The following is a 20,100-nucleotide window of genomic DNA, read 5'->3' as shown; positions in this document are numbered from 1 at the left end:
ACGACTCAGATGGGTTGATATTTCCTAAATTTAGGATAAATAACTCATGGATCAATTAAATTATTAATTATTTGAAATATATGGGAAATTTAATAATTGAGAGTGGTTGTAGATGCTGCTACAGATTTTACAAAACTATCGTTCTAAACATGCTACAAAACGTTTTATCTTTAAAGCTGTAATACGGCTAAAAATCTATAGACTTAATGGTATTCGAAAGTGAGATAAAAACATGAACTTTAAAGCATTAACAATCGGTTTGGCGGTTGCATCAGTTACAACAATTTCTATGGCAAAACCTGTTGCCTATCAAATTGATCCTACTCATACAGCAACAGTATTTACTTGGAATCATTTTGGTTTCTCAACGCCTTCTGCAAACTTTAGTGACATTCAAGGGACAATTAATGTCGATAATGCAAAACCTGCAAATTCGTCTGTGAACGTGACGATTCCATTATCAAGCTTAAATACCAATGTCAAAGCATTAGATGATCATTTAAAAACAGCTGATTTCTTTGATGCTGAAAAGTATCCAAATATCACGTTTAAAAGTACAAAAGTTCAAGCGATCAGCAAAACTAAATACAAAATCACGGGTGATTTAACAGTTAAAAATGTGACTAAACCAGTGGTATTGGACGCTGTATTGAACAAGCAAGCCGTGCACCCAATGACCAAAGCAGAAACGATTGGTTTCAATGCAACGACTTCTTTTGATCGTTCAGCATTTGGCGTAGGTGCATATGTACCGAATGTAGGCGACAAAATTACGGTAAATATTACGACTGAAGCCGCTGTGTCTACAGCAAAGGCAGCAGCGAAATAAGATTTAGCTCCCTCAGCTAAGTTAGGAAAGCACCCATTTGGGTGCTTTTTTATGTCTTGAAGATATTTAACTGGTGTGATCAATCGCGATTGAGCAGCAATAGGCAGCCAAAACTGATGAAGATTCCACCGGTAATTGCGTCAATTTTTTTACTAAATTTTTGATAGTAATGCGTCATTTTAGGTGCTGAGAATAAGACCGCAACCAATGCAAACCAAATCAGACTTTCAATAAAGACTAAAGCCAATAAAGAGCTCTGTTCGAAAATACTAACATTTGCACTGATCCCAATGGAAAATACACTACTGAAATAAACCAATGCTTTAGGATTGGCCATATTGGTCAAGAAACCTTGAAATAACAGCGTCAAAGGCGATTTTTTCTGTACGGCTTGCTCGGTTGGTTTTGTTATTGTGCCGAGGTCTTTACTCCATGCAGACTTTAATAACTGAGAGCCTAAATATAAAAGATATAGGCCTCCCAAAATCATGAGGCATTGTTGTAACCAAGCCATTTTCTGAAATAGAAAATGTAAGCCACTTATTGCACAAATTGACCAAACTAAAATACTGAGTGAAATACCTAACGCGGCAAATAATGCATGTGATCTGGATTGTCGAATAGCACTTTGAGTGACAAAAAAGAAGTCTGGGCCTGGGCTGATGAGAGCAAAAAAGTGGATGAGCGCAATGCTGAGTAAGGGAGTCATTCTAATGGCTTATACGTTTTGAAGTGCAACTGTTATAAGCCATTTAGCATTAAATTAATAGCTGTTTTAAAGCTGAAGTTGTTGTAAAAATTGCTGCAAAATAAGGGGAGCAACACGTTCTAAATGAGGTGCTTGTTGTTGGCTTTGCATGCGTAAATTTGAGATGTTAATTTGTGCTTTATGTAATTCACATGTATGCCCAATCAGCCATTTTTCCATGGCCTGTGCTTCTGCTTCAATATGAAACTGTAGGGCTAAAATATTGGGCCCATAGCTAAACGCTTGATTCGGGTAAATTGCCGAGCTGGCGAGTAGTTGTGCATTTGCAGGTAAATCAAAAGTATCGCCATGCCAATGCAGTACAGGCACTTGATCTAACGGCGCTAATATATTGTTAGTAATGACTTCAAGTTCTAAGGTACTCCAACCGATTTCTTTGCTATGACCTGCATAGACTTTCGCTCCCAATGCATACGCAATAAGCTGAGCACCTAAGCAAATGCCTAAAGTCGGTAAATTACTCTCTAAACGTACTTTAAGTAAGTCTATTTCTTTTTGTAGGAAAGGGTAGTCATTAGTTTCATAAACTCCGATCGGGCCGCCCAAAATGATGGTAAGCCCTGTATGTTGCATAGCTTTACTCAGGTCATCGACACCAGCTTCGAAGTATCTCACCCGATGACCCAGTTGATAAAATACATCTTCCAATGAACCCAAATCTTCAAATGCAAGGTGTTGAATGACGTAAATGGTTTCGTTTAATGCAGTACTCATAGGGATTTTTCAGGATTAAAATTTCAAAATAGAATGTAGCTTGAATTGTCGGAGAATAAAAAGGAAAACTGTAAATTTTTCACAATTACGAAAAGAGATAAATATAGAAGTTGGCTGAAGCGTATTGTTTCACTCTTTGAGTGATTAGGTTCGATCGTTGAACTTAGCATTTAAAACCTTTGTACTGTGAAGTAAGGGATTCTCTAAAGGGATTATTGGCAAAATTTATGAGAAAAAGTGCATGAAATTTAGATAAAGCTTTGGTTTGATATAAAAAAAAGATGAAAAACCAATGGAAAAGCGTTTAGAGATGCGTATGATGAAATCTTCGACAAACAACAGTTCATTTTTCTTTTAATATCATCACATAATTAGATAACTGATTTTAAAAGTAAAAAATATAAGCCAGGGAACTTGTATGCAGTCAAAACATAATCGAGATGCTAGTCTCTTGCATGCGATACATAAAATTTTATTAAAGGAATGGGACCCCTTAGGGATTCGCCGTATTCCTGCTTTACGTGATGAATATGATGATTATTTGCCCAATATTTTTAAATTAATTCAAGAGGATTCAAGTGAATCAGAAATTTTTGAATATTTATGGTGGGTTGAGCAAAAGGTCTTAGAGAAAAAAGGGCAGAAGGAACATACCCTCAAAATTGCGAAAATGTTGAAGGCAATAGAGCGCTAGTTTGCGGTCGTGTATGCATAAAAAAACCGATACGTTGTCCGTATCGGTTTTTTATTTTGAATCTCTTAGCAGTCTCTTAGAAACGGTTTAAAATTTCTTTTCTAAGGTAAACATAAAGCTTGGAATTGCTTCATTAATACGTGATTGATACAGCGCGCCAGAACTTTGTTCTTTTAACACTTCTTTATAATCTGAGCTGAGAATATTACGTGCATTCACCGATGCAGACCAATTTTGATCAAAGCGTTTAGTAAAACTCACATCCATATTGACGCGTTCATTGCTGGTGCGATTGTACGGTTCGTTACTCAGCGCACGTGTATATTCAGGGGTATAATTGAGATTCACACTAGTTGCTATACGCCACGGTTGATAGTTATAAGATAAACCAGCACTTGCGGTATAAGGTGCAACATCGCTTGCCAAACGGTCAGAGCCGTCAGTTTCTTCAATTTTTGCACGTACAGTTGAAAGCTGAGCATTCAACATAAATGAATGACCATTCTCCGTTTGCTTCAGTGCATAACGTCCAGCAATTTCCACACCATAAGTAGTTGCACTGTCTTGGTTATATGGGCGTTCGACAAAACGGCAATCGGTATTTTCTGTTTCGCAACGACCGCCTGTAGCATTTTCTGACAGGATCGATTTTTCGATATAGTCATTAATTTCTCGATAATATGCAGTGATATTTACGCCGCCAGCAGGGGTGTTATAGCCTATGGTTGTTTCGTAAGCATTGATGGTTTCAGGTCGTAAGTCAGGATTACCCCCACGGTCAGGGTTGTTTAGTGTCCCTGCATCGCTATCTGTAGAAACTGAAACAGTCGGCATCAATTGATTGCTACGTGGGTTTTTAAAAGCCTGACTCAAGTTGGTTTGGAGTGACCATTGCTCATTAAAGTCAAAACGGTGTGCTAATACAGGACTCAAATGCTGATCTTGATAATCCACTAAACCTGAACGATCAATCCACTCTTGGCGTACACCTAAAGTTAAGGTTTGGCGCGGCGTATATTTCCAACTTCCTTCAACATAAGCAGCATACAATTGTTCATCTAAGGTCTCTGCAATATTGCTTTCAAGTTCATTGCTACGTAGATCAGTACCAAATTTAATTTGGCGTTTTGAGTCGAACTTTCGGACACCGTCGTAGCCCAAGCCAAATTCATTAATTTGTTCATCAATATACGATTGAGAATCTCTGAATTCGGTCAATTCCGTTTCATTTTGCTGTTCGATTGATAAGCGAATTTTGTTTGAATTTCCTTGGTCTTTACGCTCATATCGTGTGTTGAGTCGAATGCTGTCATTTTTATCTTTTTGGACTTGGGAGCCACTTGTGCCTTCGCTTTCATTGTTGCGATAAAACATTTCAGCGACCAGTTTTTGTTGATCATCAAGTTGATATTCAACACGTGGGGTTAACATTTGCGACGTACGATTGGTGATGCGTTTTTGAGTTTTCGTTCCTGTTGCATCTTGTGTACGGGTGAGTGTATCTGAATCATTCCACATTTGGCTCCCAGATAAACTATAAATCCAAGGGTCTGATCGACCATCCATTTGAAAGTTTAAATTGGTGCGTTCTTCTTCACGTGTATTTGACTTGGTTAGGCCATAACCAGCACGTACAGATCCACTCAAACGCGTGCCATTCAATGGTTCTTTTAAAATAATATTAATGACAGCAGATGAAGCAACCGAGCCTTGAGCGACGCTCGGTTGTTTGGTGATTTCAAGGCGTTCGATCATTTCGGGCGTAATGCTATCAACAACTGACATGCCACCACGAGGACCACCTTGTACAGGTTCACCATTGATTAAGAACACGGGTGCGCCACCACCACGAAAGCGCATGCCGCCAGCACCTGCACCACCACGTGGACCACCGCCAGCACCGGGCAATTGAAACCCTGCAGCACGGCGCAGCGCATCATTGATGGACTGATCGCCAAATTTCAACATTTCATCACGGCTTATAATAGTTTTTGCGACAGCACTGATATCTGGGTCTTTGGGTTTGGTGCTTGCTGTTGGAACTTCAAATGTTAAAGCTTCCATTTGCTGTACTGCTGAGTATTCTTTTGGATTTTGAACAGTATCTGCGGCCCAAATTGATGTTGAGATTGTAAGTAATGCGTAACTTAAGCTGGTCAGTTTGAGTGTGGTGTGCGCGCCGTACATTATTTGGTTGTCCAAATGTAATTTTGGCAAAGAATAACGGAAAATTATGGAGAAAAATTGAGGAAAATAGCCGAGATGAGCATTTCGTTAGATTAGTTTTTAACAGGCAGGTGAAAGGTTGTGCGGCAATAAAGAAAGCCTTAATCGTTGGAAGTAATCCAGGCCTATTAACGCCGCTACAATATAATAAATCACTGATGTGACGCAGTAACATCAGAAGCGTACTTTGCTTCAAATAATAAAGATACGCGGTAATGTCATCCGCAATTGTTTGAGACAGGACGACTTCTAATCAAAATGTTTTTGCGATACGTTGAATCATTTGACGGTAGTGAACGAGTTTTGTTGGTGAGGTGCATTGCACCGCAAAATGGTCTCCTTGCGAAGCACGCTTCTCATTTTGCCGAATGAGAAACAACGTTTCGTAAAGTACCCCCAGCCGAAGGCTAATCCCTGTATTTAATCCCTAAATGTAAGACTTCGTCGAATAGACGTAAATATTATTTTAAAAATGCGAAATGACTTTTATGTGTATAACATGAGTAAATACATCTAAAAATAAGCCTTTGAAGAAAAATTAAGACATAAAAAAACCCTCATCTTTCGATGAGGGTTTTTCGTATTCTGGAGCGGGAAAGGAGACTCGAACTCCCGACCCCAACCTTGGCAAGGTTATGCTCTACCAACTGAGCTATTCCCGCAATGAGGTGAATTATAGAGAATTTCACACAACTGTCAACTCTCTATGCTTCTGTTTGCTTAATTAATCAGCACGGCGCCAAATAGTGCCTTGACGAGTATCTTCAAGAACAACCCCTTGATCTAACAAAGATTGACGAATTTCATCTGCTTTTGCAAATTCTTTAGCTTTTTTCGCATCTTTACGTTGTTGAATTAAATCTTCAATCTGTTCTTCTGGTAAGCCTAATGCTTCCTGACCGATATCAGATTTCAGGAAATCATCTACATTGTGTTGCACCAAACCTAAAATGTTGGTCAAGTGATGCAATGTCGAATAATACACAGCCGCTTGTTCAGCATTTTCATCTTTTACTGCACGGTTTAACTCTTTGTTTAGCTCGAACAAAACTGCAATGGCTTCAGGGGTGTTGAAATCATCACGCATAGCTGCATTAAAGCGCTCAACCAAAGCATCATCTAAAGTTTCTACGGTTTTTTCACCATAGGCTTGTTGATAAGCTTTAAATGAATGATAGAAACGGGAAAGGGTATTTTTCGCTTCTTTTAAAGCAGTGTCAGAGAAGTTTACTGGGCTACGGTAATGTGATGACACAATAAAGAAGCGAATCACTTCAGGGTGGAATTTATCCATCACATCACGAATAGTGAAGAAGTTACCTAAAGACTTCGACATTTTTTCGCCATCGACATTAATAAAGCCGACGTGCATCCAGTAATTGACATACTGTTCGCCAGTAGAGGCCTCAGATTGCGCAATTTCATTTTCATGATGCGGGAAAGTTAAGTCTGAACCGCCACCATGAATATCAAAATGGTTACCTAAGCAGCAGGTCGACATCGCTGAACATTCAATATGCCAGCCCGGACGGCCATTGCCCCAAGGCGAAGCCCAAGAAGGTTCATTTTCTTTGGCATGTTTCCAAAGCACGAAGTCAAAAGGATGTTTCTTTTCTACTTCTACATCAACGCGTTCAGAAGCACCAGCCTGCATATCGTCAAGTTTACGACCCGAAAGACGACCATATTTGGCAAACTTTTCAACTTCAAAATAAACATCGCCATTTGCAGATGGATATGCTGTACCTTTGTTGACTAAGTTACCAATCATATTCTGCATTTGATCGATATAGTCTGTTGCACGTGGTGCTTCATCAGGTGCTGCACAACCTAAATTGGCAGCATCTTCGTTCATGGCCTTGATAAAGCGATCGGTTAAAGCAGTAATGCTTTCGCCATTTTCATTGGCACGGGCAATGATTTTGTCGTCAATATCGGTAATGTTGCGAACGTATTTAACGTTCCAGCCCTGACTGCGCAGGAAACGGATAATGTAGTCGAATGCAACCATAACTCGAGCATGACCAATATGACAGTAGTCATACACGGTCATTCCACAGACATACATATCGATATGTCCTTCTTTGCGAGGTACGAATTCTACTTTTTTACGTTGCTCTGAGTTATATAGAACAAAAGGTTGCATAGGTCTTCAAATTGTTTCTACCAAAAGATGGCTCATCTTAACCTAAGCATTTTTTTTCATAAAGTTAAAACCCAAAAAAGCAGATATTTTTTAATGCTTGATGTAATTGTACTGCTGGAAAAAGAAGTTGAAGGCTCATTTGATTCGGGCTGAATTTCATTTGAGAGTTTAATTCAATTTATCTGTTCCTAAGATAAAAAAGAAGAAATGCATCTTTTCTGCATAATTCATGAATTCTTATACATTTGGAAACGTGCTATTTGCATAGATATGATAAAATTGTGAAAATTTTTTATTTTGAAAGTGAGAGCGCACCTCTCACGGCTTAAGGTATAACAACTTTGAATCCACCAAATATGCCGAATCAAGTCGATTTTCAGAAAGTCGCATTAGAAACTTTGCGTATTGAAGAGCATGCTTTACAAGTATTAGCGACGCAAATAGATGATCGTTTTAGCCAAGCCTGCGAAATCATTTTACAGTGCAAAGGGCGTTTAGTGATTACTGGTATGGGCAAATCGGGTCATATCGGTCGTAAAATGGCCGCTACATTTGCCTCGACTGGTACGCCATCTTTCTTCATGCATCCGGGTGAAGCTGGACATGGTGATTTGGGCATGTTGGTTAAAGGTGATGTGCTCATTGCAATTTCAAACTCAGGTAAGAGTGATGAAATTATGATGCTGATGCCATTGATCAAACATTTGGGCATTCCTCTCATTACTATGAGTGGCGACAATAAAGGCCCAATGCCACAAAATGCCGATGTCGCATTGACCTTGGGTAATATTCAAGAAGCATGCCCTTTGGGTTTAGCTCCGACCTCAAGTACCACTGCAACATTAGCCTTAGGTGATGCCCTTGCAGTTGCATTATTGGATGCACGTGGCTTTACCTCAGATGATTTCGCACGTTCTCATCCTGCTGGAGCGTTGGGTAAGCGTTTGTTATTGCATGTAAAACATCTTATGCATACAGGTGAAGACTTACCCAAAGTGTCGCCAGAGACACCAATGAATAAAGTCCTGTACGAAATTTCAAATAAACGTTTGGGTCTCACCACGATCGTCGATGAAAACGATACCTTATTGGGCATTTTTACCGATGGTGATTTACGTCGTTTGATTGATAAACAGCAAGGCTTTGATGTGAATATGAAAGTCTCAGAAGTGATGATTAAAAATCCTTTGACGATTTCACAAGAAGAACGTGCGGTACATGCTTTAGAACGTATGAACGAAAAGAAAATTACACAATTTGTAGTTGTTGATGATGCCAATAAAGTGATTGGGATTATCAGCATGCATGATCTGATTCAGGCTGGGGTAAATTAAGAAAATGGCATCGTATGTATTGCTAGAACAAGCGCGTCACATAGAAGCACTGGTACTGGATGTAGATGGAATTTTAAGTGATGGATTTGTAACATTGACCAATAGCGGCGATGAAATCAAATCTTTTGATATTCGTGATGGCTTAGGCATGAAGTTAGTGCAAAAAGCAGGTATCAAAGTCATCATTATTACTGGCCGTAAAAGTAATATCGTTGAAAAACGCATGTCTGACTTAGGTGTGGACTTGGTGTTTCAAGGTCGTGAAGACAAAGGCGTTGCTTTGACAGAAGCCTGCGCACAGTTCGGTATTGATCCTTCAGATTGCCTATATATGGGTGATGACTGGCCCGATCTTTCAGCCTTCGCTATTGCAGGGATGAAAGTGACCGTGCCGAATGGACATTTAGAAGTACGTCGCCGTGCAGATCTTGTCACTCAGGCGATGGGTGGACGTGGTGCTGTTCGTGAAATTTGCGATATGCTTTTAGTGTCTAAAGGTGTATACCAGGAACTACTTGAAAAATATGCAAGTGCACCTTATTAATAAATTGATGCAGTCATTGGATTGAATCTCCGCTTATGGATACTAAAGTTTTATACGTGACAGCTGTGGTCATTGCTGCTGTAAGCGGTGGTTTTTACTATTTCGGTGGAAAGGGTAATAAGCTTCAGGCGGACTCTTCGAAAAGTATGACTTACTCAGCTGAAAACATTAACCTGACGCAGACTGATGAGCAGGGAAAATTGCATATTCGTGCGCAAGTCGATCGACTTGAGCAGGATTTGCAAAAGCAAACTACTCATTTGGTCAATCTGAAAGCATCGACCTATCAAGATGGTGCTGTCGATGCCACGTTCTTTGCCAAACAAGCCAATGGTATGGATGATAACCAAAAAGTCGTACTGAGTGACAATGTGGTTGCAACGAAATTGATGCGTGAAGGGCAAATGGAGTTTCGTACTGAGGAACTAACTGCTTTTCCAAAACAGCGTGAAATAGAAACGGACAAGACTGTAACGGTGATTTCACCACAAGCCGAATTTGTCAGCCAAGGTTTAAAAGCAAATTTAAACGACGGTCAATACGAATTTTTTAATATTCGAGGAAAGTATGAACCATAATTTTAATCGAAAAACTGCAAAAACTTTCCTAAAACGTACAGCGCTACTCGGTTCACTGGCGTTATGTTCAGTTGCAGCTTTTGCTTTGCCTTCAGATCGTAATCAACCGATTTCATTGGTTGCCGATCGTGCAACGTTTAATGAAAAAACCGGGATTACGACGTATACCGGTAATGTCATCATTGAACAGGGTTCAATGAAGCTGCAGGCAAACTCAATCGTTGCGAACTTAAACAGCAAAAAAGAGATCAGTACGATTACAGCAACGGGCGGACCAGCACATTTCCAACAAAAAACTGATCCTGCCAAAGGCTTTGCAAAAGGTCAAGCGCAAAAGATCGTCTACAATGCTGAAACGGGTATTATCACCATGACGGGCGGTGCTTTGTTGCAACAAGATGGTGCGAGTATTCGTGGTAATAGCCTGAAATACAGTATGAATAAAGGCGATATCGTTGCTGAAGGTACACCAAACAAATCTGGATCTTCTTCAGGTCGTGTTCAAATCGTGATTCCACCGTCAAGCACTAAGTCCTTCCCAGGAGCACGTGATTAATGGAGCAAACCTCGCAAATTCAAACTTTATGTATTAAGCATTTAGCCAAAAACTACAGTAAGCGTTGGGTGGTAAAGGACGTGTCCTTTAGCATGCAAAGTGGTCAAATTGTGGGTTTACTTGGTCCAAATGGTGCAGGTAAAACCACAAGTTTCTATATGGTTGTTGGTCTAGTGCGTATGGATAAAGGTGAGATTCATTTAGATGATCTTGATTTGTCTGACTTGGCAATGCATGAGCGCGCACGTAAAGGTATTGGTTATCTACCTCAAGAAGCATCTATTTTTAGAAAATTAACGATTTCTGAAAATATCATGTCTATTCTAGAAACTCGTAAAGATCTGAATAAGCAACAGCGTCAGCAACGTCTAACAGAATTGCTTGCTGACTTTAAAATCACACACATCAAAGATTCTCTTGGTATGAGTGTGTCGGGTGGTGAGCGTCGTCGTGCGGAAATCGCGCGTGCGTTAGCGGCAGACCCTAAATTTATGTTGCTAGATGAACCTTTTGCAGGGGTCGATCCTATTTCAGTGGGTGATATCAAAGACATTATCCGAACATTGAAAGATCGTGGTATTGGTGTATTAATTACCGACCATAATGTGCGAGAAACTCTAGCAATTTGTGAGCACGCCTATATCGTGAGTGAAGGCTCAGTGATTGCAGAAGGCACACCAGAAGAAGTGCTTGCAGATGAAACGGTACGTAAAGTTTATCTTGGTGATGATTTTACCGTTTAATTGAATAAAATAAGAAATTGCCCGTTGAATGGCGCTAGTTTGGTTCAGCGGGTTTATCTTATTGTCGGAAATGACAAAAACTGAGTAATTAATCTAAAAATTAACAAAAATATCAGTATACATTAAACTAAAAATACGATCTGCAAAAATCATGCGATTACGAAAGATGAATGGTCTTCAATCAAGCCTCCAGTATTGGGGGCTTTTTTGTGGATGTAAGTCTTTCAAAAAACGCTATAATATCCGTTGATAGAGGATCTAAAGACGTTATGCCATTTACACTTACCGCACAGTTTGAATATGAAGAAGACATAAAAAAAAGTCGTTTTCAAGCCATCGCAGTTCCTGTGGAAAATGAACAAGCCGTTAAAGACTTTCTCGAAGCCCATAAAGATATCTCAACAACACATCAGTGCTGGGCATGGAAAATTGGACATACCGTACGTTTCAATGACGATGGTGAGCCTTCAGGCACAGCAGGTCGGCCCATTCTAGCAACCATAGAAGGGAATGATCTAACCAACGTATTGGTCTTGGTTAATCGTTGGTATGGCGGAATTAAGCTCGGCACAGGGGGCTTGGTACGTGCCTATGGTGGCTGTGCCGGTCAATGTCTGCTGCAGGCTGAAAAAATTGAACTCATTGAGAAGAAAAAAGTGCAATTTAGTTGTCAGTTTAATGAGTGGGCAATTTTCCAATATGAACTCAATCAGCAGCAAATTGAATTTCAGGAAGACTACACAGTGGAAGGTGTAAATGTACTTGCATCATTGCAAATTCATCAAATCCAACCACTGCAGTTAAAGATACAAGATGTAACTCGCGGACGTGAACAACTGCATATCGTCGAGGCTGATGAAGATGAATGAACAAGATCCATTATTGAAATATCGAGAGCAACATAAGCATCGTCTGAATTATATGCCTTGGTTGTATTGGTCACTTAAACCGAAAAATCGTGGTTGGGCCGAAGCTTGGCAACAGGAATATCAAGACTATCTCAAATCGATGGAAACCGTTGAAATTGGTGAAAACTGTTTTATATCGCCATTGGCTCATATTTTTGCCGAACCGGGACGTAAGATTGTTATTGGAGATAACAGCTTTATTGCGGCGGATTGCACTTTGCATGGCCCAATAGAAATAGGCAATGAAGTGGCGATCAATCATCACTGTATTTTAGATGGTGGGCGAGTGGGCATCAAAATTCACGATCAGGTTCGTATGGCGGCATATTGCCATTTATACGCTTTTGATCATGGAATGGATGTTAATCAACCCATTTATCAGCAGGCTGTACGATCACAAGGGATTGAGATAGAGCGTGATGTTTGGTTAGGGGCGCATGTTGGAATCAAGGATGGCATTCACATTGCTGAGCAGGCTGTGGTCGGTATGAACAGTATGGTGACGAAAAATGTTGAAGCACGTGCCATTATTGTGGGTAATCCTGCAAAATTCATTCGATATCGTGAATAAATAATCACCAAATAGGTCATAAATCATTTTTATGCTTACACAAATGCATGCACAGTGAAACAGAGTTGTGATAAGTTAAAAATAACAAACAACATTTTATAGCCAAGCAATAATAAAACGAGGGCTAATCATGAAACGAGTTATCGCCTGTATCGACTCTTCTCCATGCATTAATGCACTAGCTGATGCTGCTGCTTGGGTTGCTAAACAAACGCACCGTGAGTTGGTTTTACTACAAATACTAGATTACTATCCGGCAAGTTATCACTTAGGTGAAATCAGTGGCGTGATTGGGTTTGAAAGTAATGCCATGCTCTTGAAAGAACTTGCGGAGTTAGAACAAAAACAAAGTGATTTAGCGTTAGATTATAGTAATAACTTGCTCAAACACATTTCTGAAATGATCCAAGACAAGCATGGTATTCAAACCACCCATATTCAGGAAAAGGGCGACTTTTTAGAGCAAAGTTTTAATGTACTGCAAGATGACGATATTGTTTTAATTGGTCGGGTGGGTGAACGTTCAGCAGAGCGCAATAAGCCGCTTGGTAGTAATGTTGAAAACTTTATACGTGGTGCAAGTTGTACCGTTATGACCGTAGGGCCAACGTTTAAACCACCGACACGTTTTATTTTTGCCTATGAATATTCGCCTAAATGCGTTGAGCTAATGAAGCGTGTGGCACAAAGTGACCTACTTAAACTTTTGCAATGTCATTTGGTCTATGTTGGAGATCACCCACAAATCTTGGATGATCCAAAAAATTATTTAACCAATGCCGGTCTCGATGTGGTGACGGAATACCGCTATGGCGATGTCTCGGAAAATATTCTGGACTATCAACAAGAGCATGGCATTCAGTTAATCGTACTGGGGGCGTTTAGTCACAGTAAAATCCATCAGTTCTTCTTGGGCAGTATTACCACCAGTATTTTCAGGAATTCGAGTGTGCCACTGTTGGTTGTAAAATAAGTTGAGACAATGAATAGGTGATTAAATAGACGGACAATTGCGATTAAATAAACAATAAGTAGTTGTGTTAAAAATAATCAGAGTTATCCTCATAAATTGTGGATAACTCTGTGTGTAGTGTTTGTAAGTAGTTGTTTTAAAAATAAAATATTGTATTGATTATTTTTTATACCTTTATTCGAGGTGGCTAAAAAACACCTCGATTTAGATTATTTAACGATTGCAATCGCAAAACCATCATGACCTTTACAACCTACAGTTTGAAGTGCCGTGCAGGATAAAATTTTTGGATGATTTTGCATGGCTTTGAACATATCTCGGATACCTTCAATACTTGGCTTGTGGTTTTCGGCATTCAGAATCTCACCTGCACGAATCACATTGTCTAAAACAATCACTGTACCTGAATGAGATAAATTTAGGCTTAATTCTAAATATTCAGGGTAGCTCTGTTTGTCTGCATCGACAAAAATAAAGTCAAAAGCTTCAGTATCTTCAGGAAGGGCACGTAAAATATCTGCCGCGCGACCACATTTCAGATCAATCGTTTGTGCAAGCTTTGCATTATCAATATTTTCTTGACCCAGGGCAGCATGTGTATCACGACCTTCAATGGTCAGAATGTAACCATCTTCAGGTAATGCGCGTGCTAACCACATGGTGCTGTAGGCTGCAAAAGTTCCAAGTTCTAAAACGCGTTTACACTTGTTCATTTGGATTAACATTTGTAGCAACATACCTTGATTGGCCGCTACAGCAAGATGATCGGGAAAGCCACGTTCATCTGTATGTTGAAGTGTTTGGGTCAGTATTGGATCTTCAGGAATTAAATGTGAATCGATGTAAGCATCAATGTCTGTCCACATTTGTTGCATGTTGTCGCACCTCGTGATTGATGCAAGCATTTTAAACCTTTCCACTAACATCGCAATTTATTGTTCTGTATTTGCATATTTTATGCACAAAAAAGACCTCCGAAGAGGTCTTGATATGACGATGTAATGTTTTAGTAATTACACATTGATGAGCGGCTTGAGTGATCAGGCCCCCAAGTACGGTAGCCTTGAGTATCAATATGAATTTGTCCGCTGGCATATAAACCAAGACCCATATTGAGACTTTGCCCATGTTGTGACCAAAACTGGCATAAACGGAACTTGGTGTTTTCAATATAACTATAGTCTTCGGGCTGCGGGTACGCAGGTCCAATACGGAAATCAATCGCAGAGTTGTATAAGTGACGAGATGAACTTGCACCACCGGCACACTGGTTCAAAGGCAAATCACGATAAACCGATGTCACTTCAAAGTCCGTTAAGATATTGGCAGCTACTAAATATTTAAAGACACGTAAGGTTGCAATTTGGTTTTGCCATAATTCACGGTTAGGTACCATATATTCTGAGCGACCACATTTTTGCCAGTCACGTGCAGTACGCATCAACTCAAATGATGGAATGATATTGCCTACACCATTTTTCTCTAAAAAGACTTCATAGTCTCGAACGCGACGTAAATTATCGACAGACGCGACCCACGAATTGTAGGCATAAGGCACCACTTTAGGCGGGGCTTGTCTGATGGTCGTCACTTTTTCTTGAGGTATGTAAATACGTTTACCGTCGGGAGTTGTAATAGTGTGACCTTGTTTTTGTGGTGTAGTTGTACAACCAATGAAAACAAGAGGGAATATTGCAACGGACAATAATCCCTTGAGTAAATGCTTCATTATAGAAATCAATTATTTATAAACTCGTTCTATTTTAATCCAATTTGATTGAGAAAATTTGAATAATTTGCAATGAAATGTGTGCTTTAAGTATAAAAAAAGATCAGCATGTGCTGATCTTTTCATGAAAGCGTAAAATTACTTTTCAAGATATTGTAATTTATCAGCTTTACCGTTCCATTCTTCACGGTCGGCAGGTTGATCACCAATTTGAGTGATGTTCGGCCATTTTTGAGAAAGTTCAGTATTAAGTTCGATAAATACTTCTTGACCTTCAGGTAACTCATCTTCAGAGAAAATCGCGTTAGCTGGACACTCAGGTTCACATAGCGCACAGTCGATACATTCATCTGGATTAATAACAAGGAAGTTTGGACCTTCATAGAAACAGTCAACAGGGCAAACTTCTACGCAGTCTTGATATTTACATTTAATACAGTTTTCAGTGACAACAAAGGTCATGGCGACAGCTACCTAAAAAATATGGTTCTAATAAACTAATGGTGTATTTTAGGCAAAAAATAGGGTAACTAACAATTCCTTTTATTGATAATTATTATATGCAGTGCTGTTAAAATCACTAAAAACTGAACAATTTATGTAAATTTCACAATGAATGAGAATCATACTCAAAAACTAATTAAATTACATCTGTTTATCGAACAATATTTTTATGTGCATTTTAAGCATGAAACATTTTAGAACATTAATTTTTTATCAATTTATTGCTGAATAGCCGCAGTAATAGATAGCAAACATTCACTAATTTACGCGTTTGAATGGTGTCAATGCAAAGAACACCTTCATTGGTGTTCTTTGCATATCTCATCTATCGCTTCTGCTCAATTTAGATCTTAAGTAAATCCTTTAAAGCGTAAAGCTGTTGTAATGCTTCACGTGGACTTAAGTTATCGATATCAATATCTGCTAAGGCATCAAGTACGGGCGATGTTTTTTCAACTTCAACTACGCGTTCAATGACTTCAGGCTCTGCGAGTGCCGAGAATAGATCGGTTTGTACAGCAGTATTGAGTTGCTGTTTTTGCTGAGTTTCTAAAATACGAAGTCGATTTTGCGCTTCTTTGATCACTGCTGCGGGAATACCCGCAAGCTTTGCCACCTGTAGACCATGACTTTGACTCGCCGGGCCTTGTTGAACTTTATGCAGTAAGATCAGGTTGCCATTTAGCTCACGAGCAGTCACATGATAGTTATCTATATTGGCGTCTTTGCCTAACTCGGTGAGCTCAAAATAATGCGTTGCAAATAGGCATAAACATTTAATGCGACGGGTGAGATCGAGCACACATGCCCACGCCAAAGATAAGCCATCATAGGTACTCGTACCACGTCCGACTTCATCCATCAGTACCAATGATTGATTGGTCGCATGATGTAGAATCTGTGAGGTTTCAGTCATTTCCACCATGAAGGTTGATTTGCCTGTAGACAAGTCGTCGGCAGATCCAATACGGGTAAATATCCGGTCGATCGGCCCTAAAATGGCAGATTGGGCAGGGACAAAGCTACCACAGTAGGCCAATAAACTGATTAAGGCAGTTTGGCGCATAAAGGTCGATTTACCGCCCATATTTGGCCCTGTGATAATCGCCATGCGGTGATTAAAGTCCAAACTAGTATCATTTGGAGTAAATGCTGATTTGCTCAGAGATTCCACAACTGGGTGACGTCCGGCTTTGATTTTGATCCCAACTTCAGGGCTATATTCAGGACGTGACCAATTTCGTAATCGAGCTTGATGGGCAAAATTGGCCAATAAATCAATTTGCGCTATAGCGGCGCTCATCATTTGTAAGTTGCCAATATCTGCACGTAGCTCATCAAGTAATAGCTCAAAGAGCATTTTTTCGCGCGCTAATGCACGTGACTCACTCGAAAGCACCTTATCTTCAAACGATTTCAGCTCAGGGGTAATGTAGCGTTCAGCATTTTTAAGGGTTTGGCGGCGAATATAATGATCAGGTGCTTGCTCGGCTTGTGCGCGAGTGAGTTCAATATAGTAGCCACTGACACGGTTATAGCCAATTTTTAAGGTTGAAATTCCGGTTTGTTCACGCTCTTTGATTTCGAGATCAATGAGAAATTGTCCTGCATGGTCACGAATTTTACGCAGTTCATCGAGTTCAGTGTCGAAGCCCTCGGCAATCACATTACCATCACGTAAAAGCACCGGCGGGTTTTCTACGATGGCAGACATGAGACGCTCATGTAAGCCGTGAAAATCACCCATTTCATCATTTAACTGAGCAATGAGCTTAGATTGATGTGCCTGAATGATCGGTTCAAGTGCATGTCGAAGATAGGGAATTTGTGCACAAGTTTGACGTAACTGAACTAGGTCTCGTGGTCGAGCACTGCCGAGAGCTACACGAGATAGCACACGTTCAATATCGCCAATTTCTTTGAGAACTAAGCGGATCGGAGACTCATGATAGCCTTGCAGCATCGCTTGTGAGGCATCTAAACGTGCATCCAATAGAGCAGTATCACGTAAAGGCTGCATCAAGGTGCGGCTTAATAGGCGACCACCCATCGCAGTTTGGCAATCATTGATTAGTTGGAACAGGGAAGTGCCATGTTCAAATAGGGGATCAATCAGTTCCAAGTTACGACGAGTGACGGGGTCGAGCGCCACGAAATCACTACTTTGTTCAAGTTGAATGCTGCGGATATGTGGTAAAGCAGTTTTTTGAGTGACTTTTGCATAGTGAATCAAAGCCGCAGCGGCAGCTTTCGCCAAAGGTAAATGGTCAATACCAAAACCTGAAAGTGTGGCTACTGCAAATTGGTCACACAGCGTTTTTTGCGCGTTATTTAAATTGAAGTCGACGTTTGGACGCTTGGTAACAGGGCAGTCTAATTGACGTTTAATTTGCTCGACAATATTCGGGTCAATGAGATCTTCATCAATCAAAATTTCGCTCGGCATTAAACGAGAAAGTTCGATTGCCAATTGTTCCAGTTGATAGTCCATTTGCTGAACTTTGAAAATACCTGCACTGAGGTCCAGTAAAGCAATCCCGATTTGATTTTGTTGTAAGCAGATTGCGACTAAATTAGAACTTTGATGAGAGGCAATCAGTGCATCATCCGTTAATGTCCCTGGGGTAATGATACGGACAATACCGCGCTCAACCGGCCCTTTGCCTGTCACCTCACCAATTTGCTCGCAGATCACCACCGTTTCACCTTTTTTTACAAGGCGGGCTAAATAGCCTTCAGCAGCATGGTATGGGACACCTGCCATTGGAATAGGCTCACCATTGGCTTTACCACGATGTGTCAGTGTAATTCCTAAGAGTTTTGCTGCTTTATGCGCATCTTCAAAAAAGAGCTCATAAAAATCACCCATCCGATAAAACATCAGTGAATGCGGATTTTGCATTTTGACTGACATGTACTGTTGCATCATCGGGGTCAGGGTTGAAAGGTCAACTTTGGAATTATCAGCTTGCATGAAACGAAATACCTTAAAATAAAAATTTGTGCGCTGCTAAACGAAAAACACTGTTTTGATGAAAATTGGATTTAGAAAAAGTCCTTATATTTATTTTGTCTCTTCATTCAAAACCACAGGTGTACGTTAACAAATCGTGTTGCTGATTCTAGCAAAAAAAGTGGTAGGAAAATGCCAGAAAAGGTTTGTCTGCATGTAAAAAAAGCAGTCAAAATATTATTTATAAACGCTAAAAAGTCTGTGTGTAAATTCAACAATGGATACATTTACAAAGCGATAAACTGACTCAAACATCAAGCTGCGCTTCAGCCTGAGCTAATCGATATTGGTTGCGACCGCTACCTTTTGCAAGGTAAAGTGCACGATCGGCAGCCTATATAAATTTCTGAATTTGATAAGATTTGGATGGAATGATCGTTTCCGTACCGATGCTAATCTTCACAAATTTAGACATATGGCTGGCTGGATGTGGAAGTTCGAGTGATTAAATTCTGCGTAATAAATCGGCTGCCAAAGGTTCAATTTTCAGCTTCAGTTAACACCTTAAAGAGGAGTAAAAACTCTTCGCTGCCATAGTGTGCAGCTAACTCACCATTTCGATTAGTGATTTGAGACAAAACCTCTGCAATTTGGGTCAGGCAGATGTCACCCGCCTGATGACCTAAATGATCATTTTAATTTTCAAAAATTCGATATCGATCACTATGATGCTTAAAGGCTGTTGATGGCGTAGGGCATAATGCCATAGCTGTTCTAAAGCTCCTTATAACGGACAACGGTTTGCTAGCCCAGTCAGTGGTCATGTTCTACCAACCCGCAACCATGGCAATATAAAAACGCATACCAACAAAGGCATAGATGATGACCAAGGCATACTTCATGGCTGCATGTAATAGCGCATCATTGTGATCATTACCAATCACAGTAAAGATGATAAATATGATTGCAACAGCGCACATCGAGCCTAGACAAGTATAAACATTAAAATAAGGGGTTAATGCGGAAAAAAAGAAAAATCCCATGCAATCAGAATGATAAACACTACCCAAATATACAAAGGAATCTACAAAACTGCGTTATGGAATCACTTGATAAATCCCCGTACATGACAGGGTATACAGGAGAAAAATAATGATTCCGCGAAAACGAAATTCTTTCGCCACTTCATCACGGTAGAGCGGTTGATAAATGGATTATAAACTTGACGTAAAATATACTTTATTCAATATAGTTATGATTTAACCCCCAATTTCATCCAGATGAAGTGACTTTAAGCCTTATAATTTCATAATTCGATATGCTCATAAA

At 39.9% G+C, this 20,100-nt stretch carries 20 protein-coding genes and 1 tRNA gene; 10 read left to right on the top strand and 11 right to left on the bottom strand.

Annotation, left to right across the window (positions count from 1 at the left end; all coding sequences use genetic code 11):
- Positions 1-232: 232 nt before the first annotated feature.
- On the top strand, positions 233-829 hold the full coding sequence (locus FTU37_RS01070; protein ID WP_078188771.1) for a YceI family protein: 597 nt from the start codon (positions 233-235) through the stop codon (positions 827-829).
- Between the two features lie 79 nt (positions 830-908).
- On the opposite strand, the gene FTU37_RS01065 is transcribed toward FTU37_RS01070, so the two are convergent.
- Together FTU37_RS01065 and FTU37_RS01060 are read right to left on the bottom strand one after the other, a co-directional pair.
- The gene (locus FTU37_RS01065) at positions 909-1,538 is read right to left on the bottom strand and encodes a LysE family transporter (protein ID WP_180123618.1); all 630 of its coding nucleotides are present in this window, start codon (positions 1,536-1,538) and stop codon (positions 909-911) included.
- Between the two features lie 66 nt (positions 1,539-1,604).
- Positions 1,605-2,312 carry a glutamine amidotransferase gene (locus FTU37_RS01060; protein WP_180123617.1) on the bottom strand — a complete coding sequence of 236 codons (708 nt, stop codon included), beginning with the start codon at positions 2,310-2,312 and terminating at the stop codon, positions 1,605-1,607.
- Positions 2,313-2,730: 418 nt separating this feature from the next.
- Between FTU37_RS01060 and FTU37_RS01055 the strand changes: the two genes are divergently transcribed.
- A complete protein-coding gene (locus tag FTU37_RS01055) occupies positions 2,731-3,006 on the top strand; it encodes a hypothetical protein (protein WP_078193570.1) in 276 nt (91 codons plus the stop codon).
- Positions 3,007-3,093: 87 nt separating this feature from the next.
- Here FTU37_RS01055 and FTU37_RS01050 read toward each other — a convergent pair whose 3' ends face one another.
- From FTU37_RS01050 to cysS, 3 genes are all read right to left on the bottom strand, one after another.
- Positions 3,094-5,193: a TonB-dependent siderophore receptor gene (locus FTU37_RS01050; RefSeq protein WP_180123616.1), complete on the bottom strand. Its 2,100-nt coding sequence runs from the start codon at positions 5,191-5,193 to the stop codon at positions 3,094-3,096.
- Between the two features lie 625 nt (positions 5,194-5,818).
- A tRNA-Gly gene (locus tag FTU37_RS01045) sits at positions 5,819-5,894 on the bottom strand.
- A gap of 62 nt (positions 5,895-5,956) precedes the next feature.
- Positions 5,957-7,378: a cysteine--tRNA ligase gene (cysS, locus tag FTU37_RS01040; RefSeq protein WP_180111062.1), complete on the bottom strand. Its 1,422-nt coding sequence runs from the start codon at positions 7,376-7,378 to the stop codon at positions 5,957-5,959.
- A 356-nt stretch (positions 7,379-7,734) separates the two neighbouring features.
- On the opposite strand from cysS, the gene FTU37_RS01035 reads away from it, so the two are divergent.
- From FTU37_RS01035 to FTU37_RS01000, 8 genes are all read left to right on the top strand, one after another.
- Entirely contained in the window at positions 7,735-8,712 is a 978-nt protein-coding gene (locus FTU37_RS01035; protein ID WP_168377848.1) for an SIS domain-containing protein, read from the top strand.
- A gap of 4 nt (positions 8,713-8,716) precedes the next feature.
- A complete protein-coding gene (locus FTU37_RS01030; RefSeq protein WP_078188762.1) occupies positions 8,717-9,256 on the top strand; it encodes an HAD family hydrolase in 540 nt (179 codons plus the stop codon).
- 35 nt (positions 9,257-9,291) lie between these two features.
- On the top strand, positions 9,292-9,834 hold the full coding sequence (gene lptC / locus FTU37_RS01025; protein WP_180123615.1) for an LPS export ABC transporter periplasmic protein LptC: 543 nt from the start codon (positions 9,292-9,294) through the stop codon (positions 9,832-9,834).
- Complete coding sequence (lptA, locus tag FTU37_RS01020) at positions 9,824-10,390, top strand: lipopolysaccharide transport periplasmic protein LptA (protein WP_168377635.1); 567 nt, start codon at positions 9,824-9,826, stop codon at positions 10,388-10,390. The genes lptC and lptA overlap by 11 nt, the downstream gene beginning before the upstream one ends.
- Positions 10,390-11,133: an LPS export ABC transporter ATP-binding protein gene (lptB, locus tag FTU37_RS01015; protein ID WP_180027056.1), complete on the top strand. Its 744-nt coding sequence runs from the start codon at positions 10,390-10,392 to the stop codon at positions 11,131-11,133. The genes lptA and lptB overlap by 1 nt, the downstream gene beginning before the upstream one ends.
- A 269-nt stretch (positions 11,134-11,402) precedes the next feature.
- Positions 11,403-12,002, top strand: coding sequence for a YigZ family protein (locus tag FTU37_RS01010; RefSeq protein WP_180123614.1), 600 nt, complete (start codon positions 11,403-11,405; stop codon positions 12,000-12,002).
- Positions 11,995-12,612 carry a DapH/DapD/GlmU-related protein gene (locus FTU37_RS01005; protein WP_180054460.1) on the top strand — a complete coding sequence of 206 codons (618 nt, stop codon included), beginning with the start codon at positions 11,995-11,997 and terminating at the stop codon, positions 12,610-12,612. Before FTU37_RS01010 ends, FTU37_RS01005 begins: the two co-directional genes overlap by 8 nt.
- 130 nt (positions 12,613-12,742) lie before the next feature.
- Positions 12,743-13,585 carry a universal stress protein gene (locus FTU37_RS01000; RefSeq protein WP_078188753.1) on the top strand — a complete coding sequence of 281 codons (843 nt, stop codon included), beginning with the start codon at positions 12,743-12,745 and terminating at the stop codon, positions 13,583-13,585.
- 209 nt (positions 13,586-13,794) lie between these two features.
- On the opposite strand, the gene FTU37_RS00995 is transcribed toward FTU37_RS01000, so the two are convergent.
- From FTU37_RS00995 to FTU37_RS16630, 6 genes are all read right to left on the bottom strand, one after another.
- Positions 13,795-14,460: an O-methyltransferase gene (locus FTU37_RS00995; protein ID WP_180022701.1), complete on the bottom strand. Its 666-nt coding sequence runs from the start codon at positions 14,458-14,460 to the stop codon at positions 13,795-13,797.
- Positions 14,461-14,591: 131 nt separating this feature from the next.
- Positions 14,592-15,314, bottom strand: a complete 723-nt coding sequence (locus tag FTU37_RS00990) for a D-Ala-D-Ala carboxypeptidase family metallohydrolase (RefSeq protein ID WP_078188751.1) — start codon at positions 15,312-15,314, stop codon at positions 14,592-14,594.
- Positions 15,315-15,452: 138 nt separating this feature from the next.
- On the bottom strand, positions 15,453-15,776 hold the full coding sequence (gene fdxA, locus FTU37_RS00985; protein ID WP_004651686.1) for a ferredoxin FdxA: 324 nt from the start codon (positions 15,774-15,776) through the stop codon (positions 15,453-15,455).
- Positions 15,777-16,161: 385 nt separating this feature from the next.
- Positions 16,162-18,792: a DNA mismatch repair protein MutS gene (mutS, locus tag FTU37_RS00980; protein ID WP_180123613.1), complete on the bottom strand. Its 2,631-nt coding sequence runs from the start codon at positions 18,790-18,792 to the stop codon at positions 16,162-16,164.
- A gap of 518 nt (positions 18,793-19,310) precedes the next feature.
- Positions 19,311-19,409 carry a hypothetical protein gene (locus FTU37_RS16635; protein WP_257225212.1) on the bottom strand — a complete coding sequence of 33 codons (99 nt, stop codon included), beginning with the start codon at positions 19,407-19,409 and terminating at the stop codon, positions 19,311-19,313.
- Positions 19,410-19,598: 189 nt separating this feature from the next.
- Positions 19,599-19,751, bottom strand: a complete 153-nt coding sequence (locus FTU37_RS16630) for a hypothetical protein (protein WP_257222567.1) — start codon at positions 19,749-19,751, stop codon at positions 19,599-19,601.
- Between the last annotated feature and the right edge of the window lie 349 nt (positions 19,752-20,100).

Source organism: Acinetobacter sp. YH12097 (assembly GCF_013419225.1).
GTDB classification, from domain to species: Bacteria; Pseudomonadota; Gammaproteobacteria; order Pseudomonadales; family Moraxellaceae; genus Acinetobacter; species Acinetobacter amyesii.
This window is presented reverse-complemented; position numbering and strand designations above follow the sequence as displayed.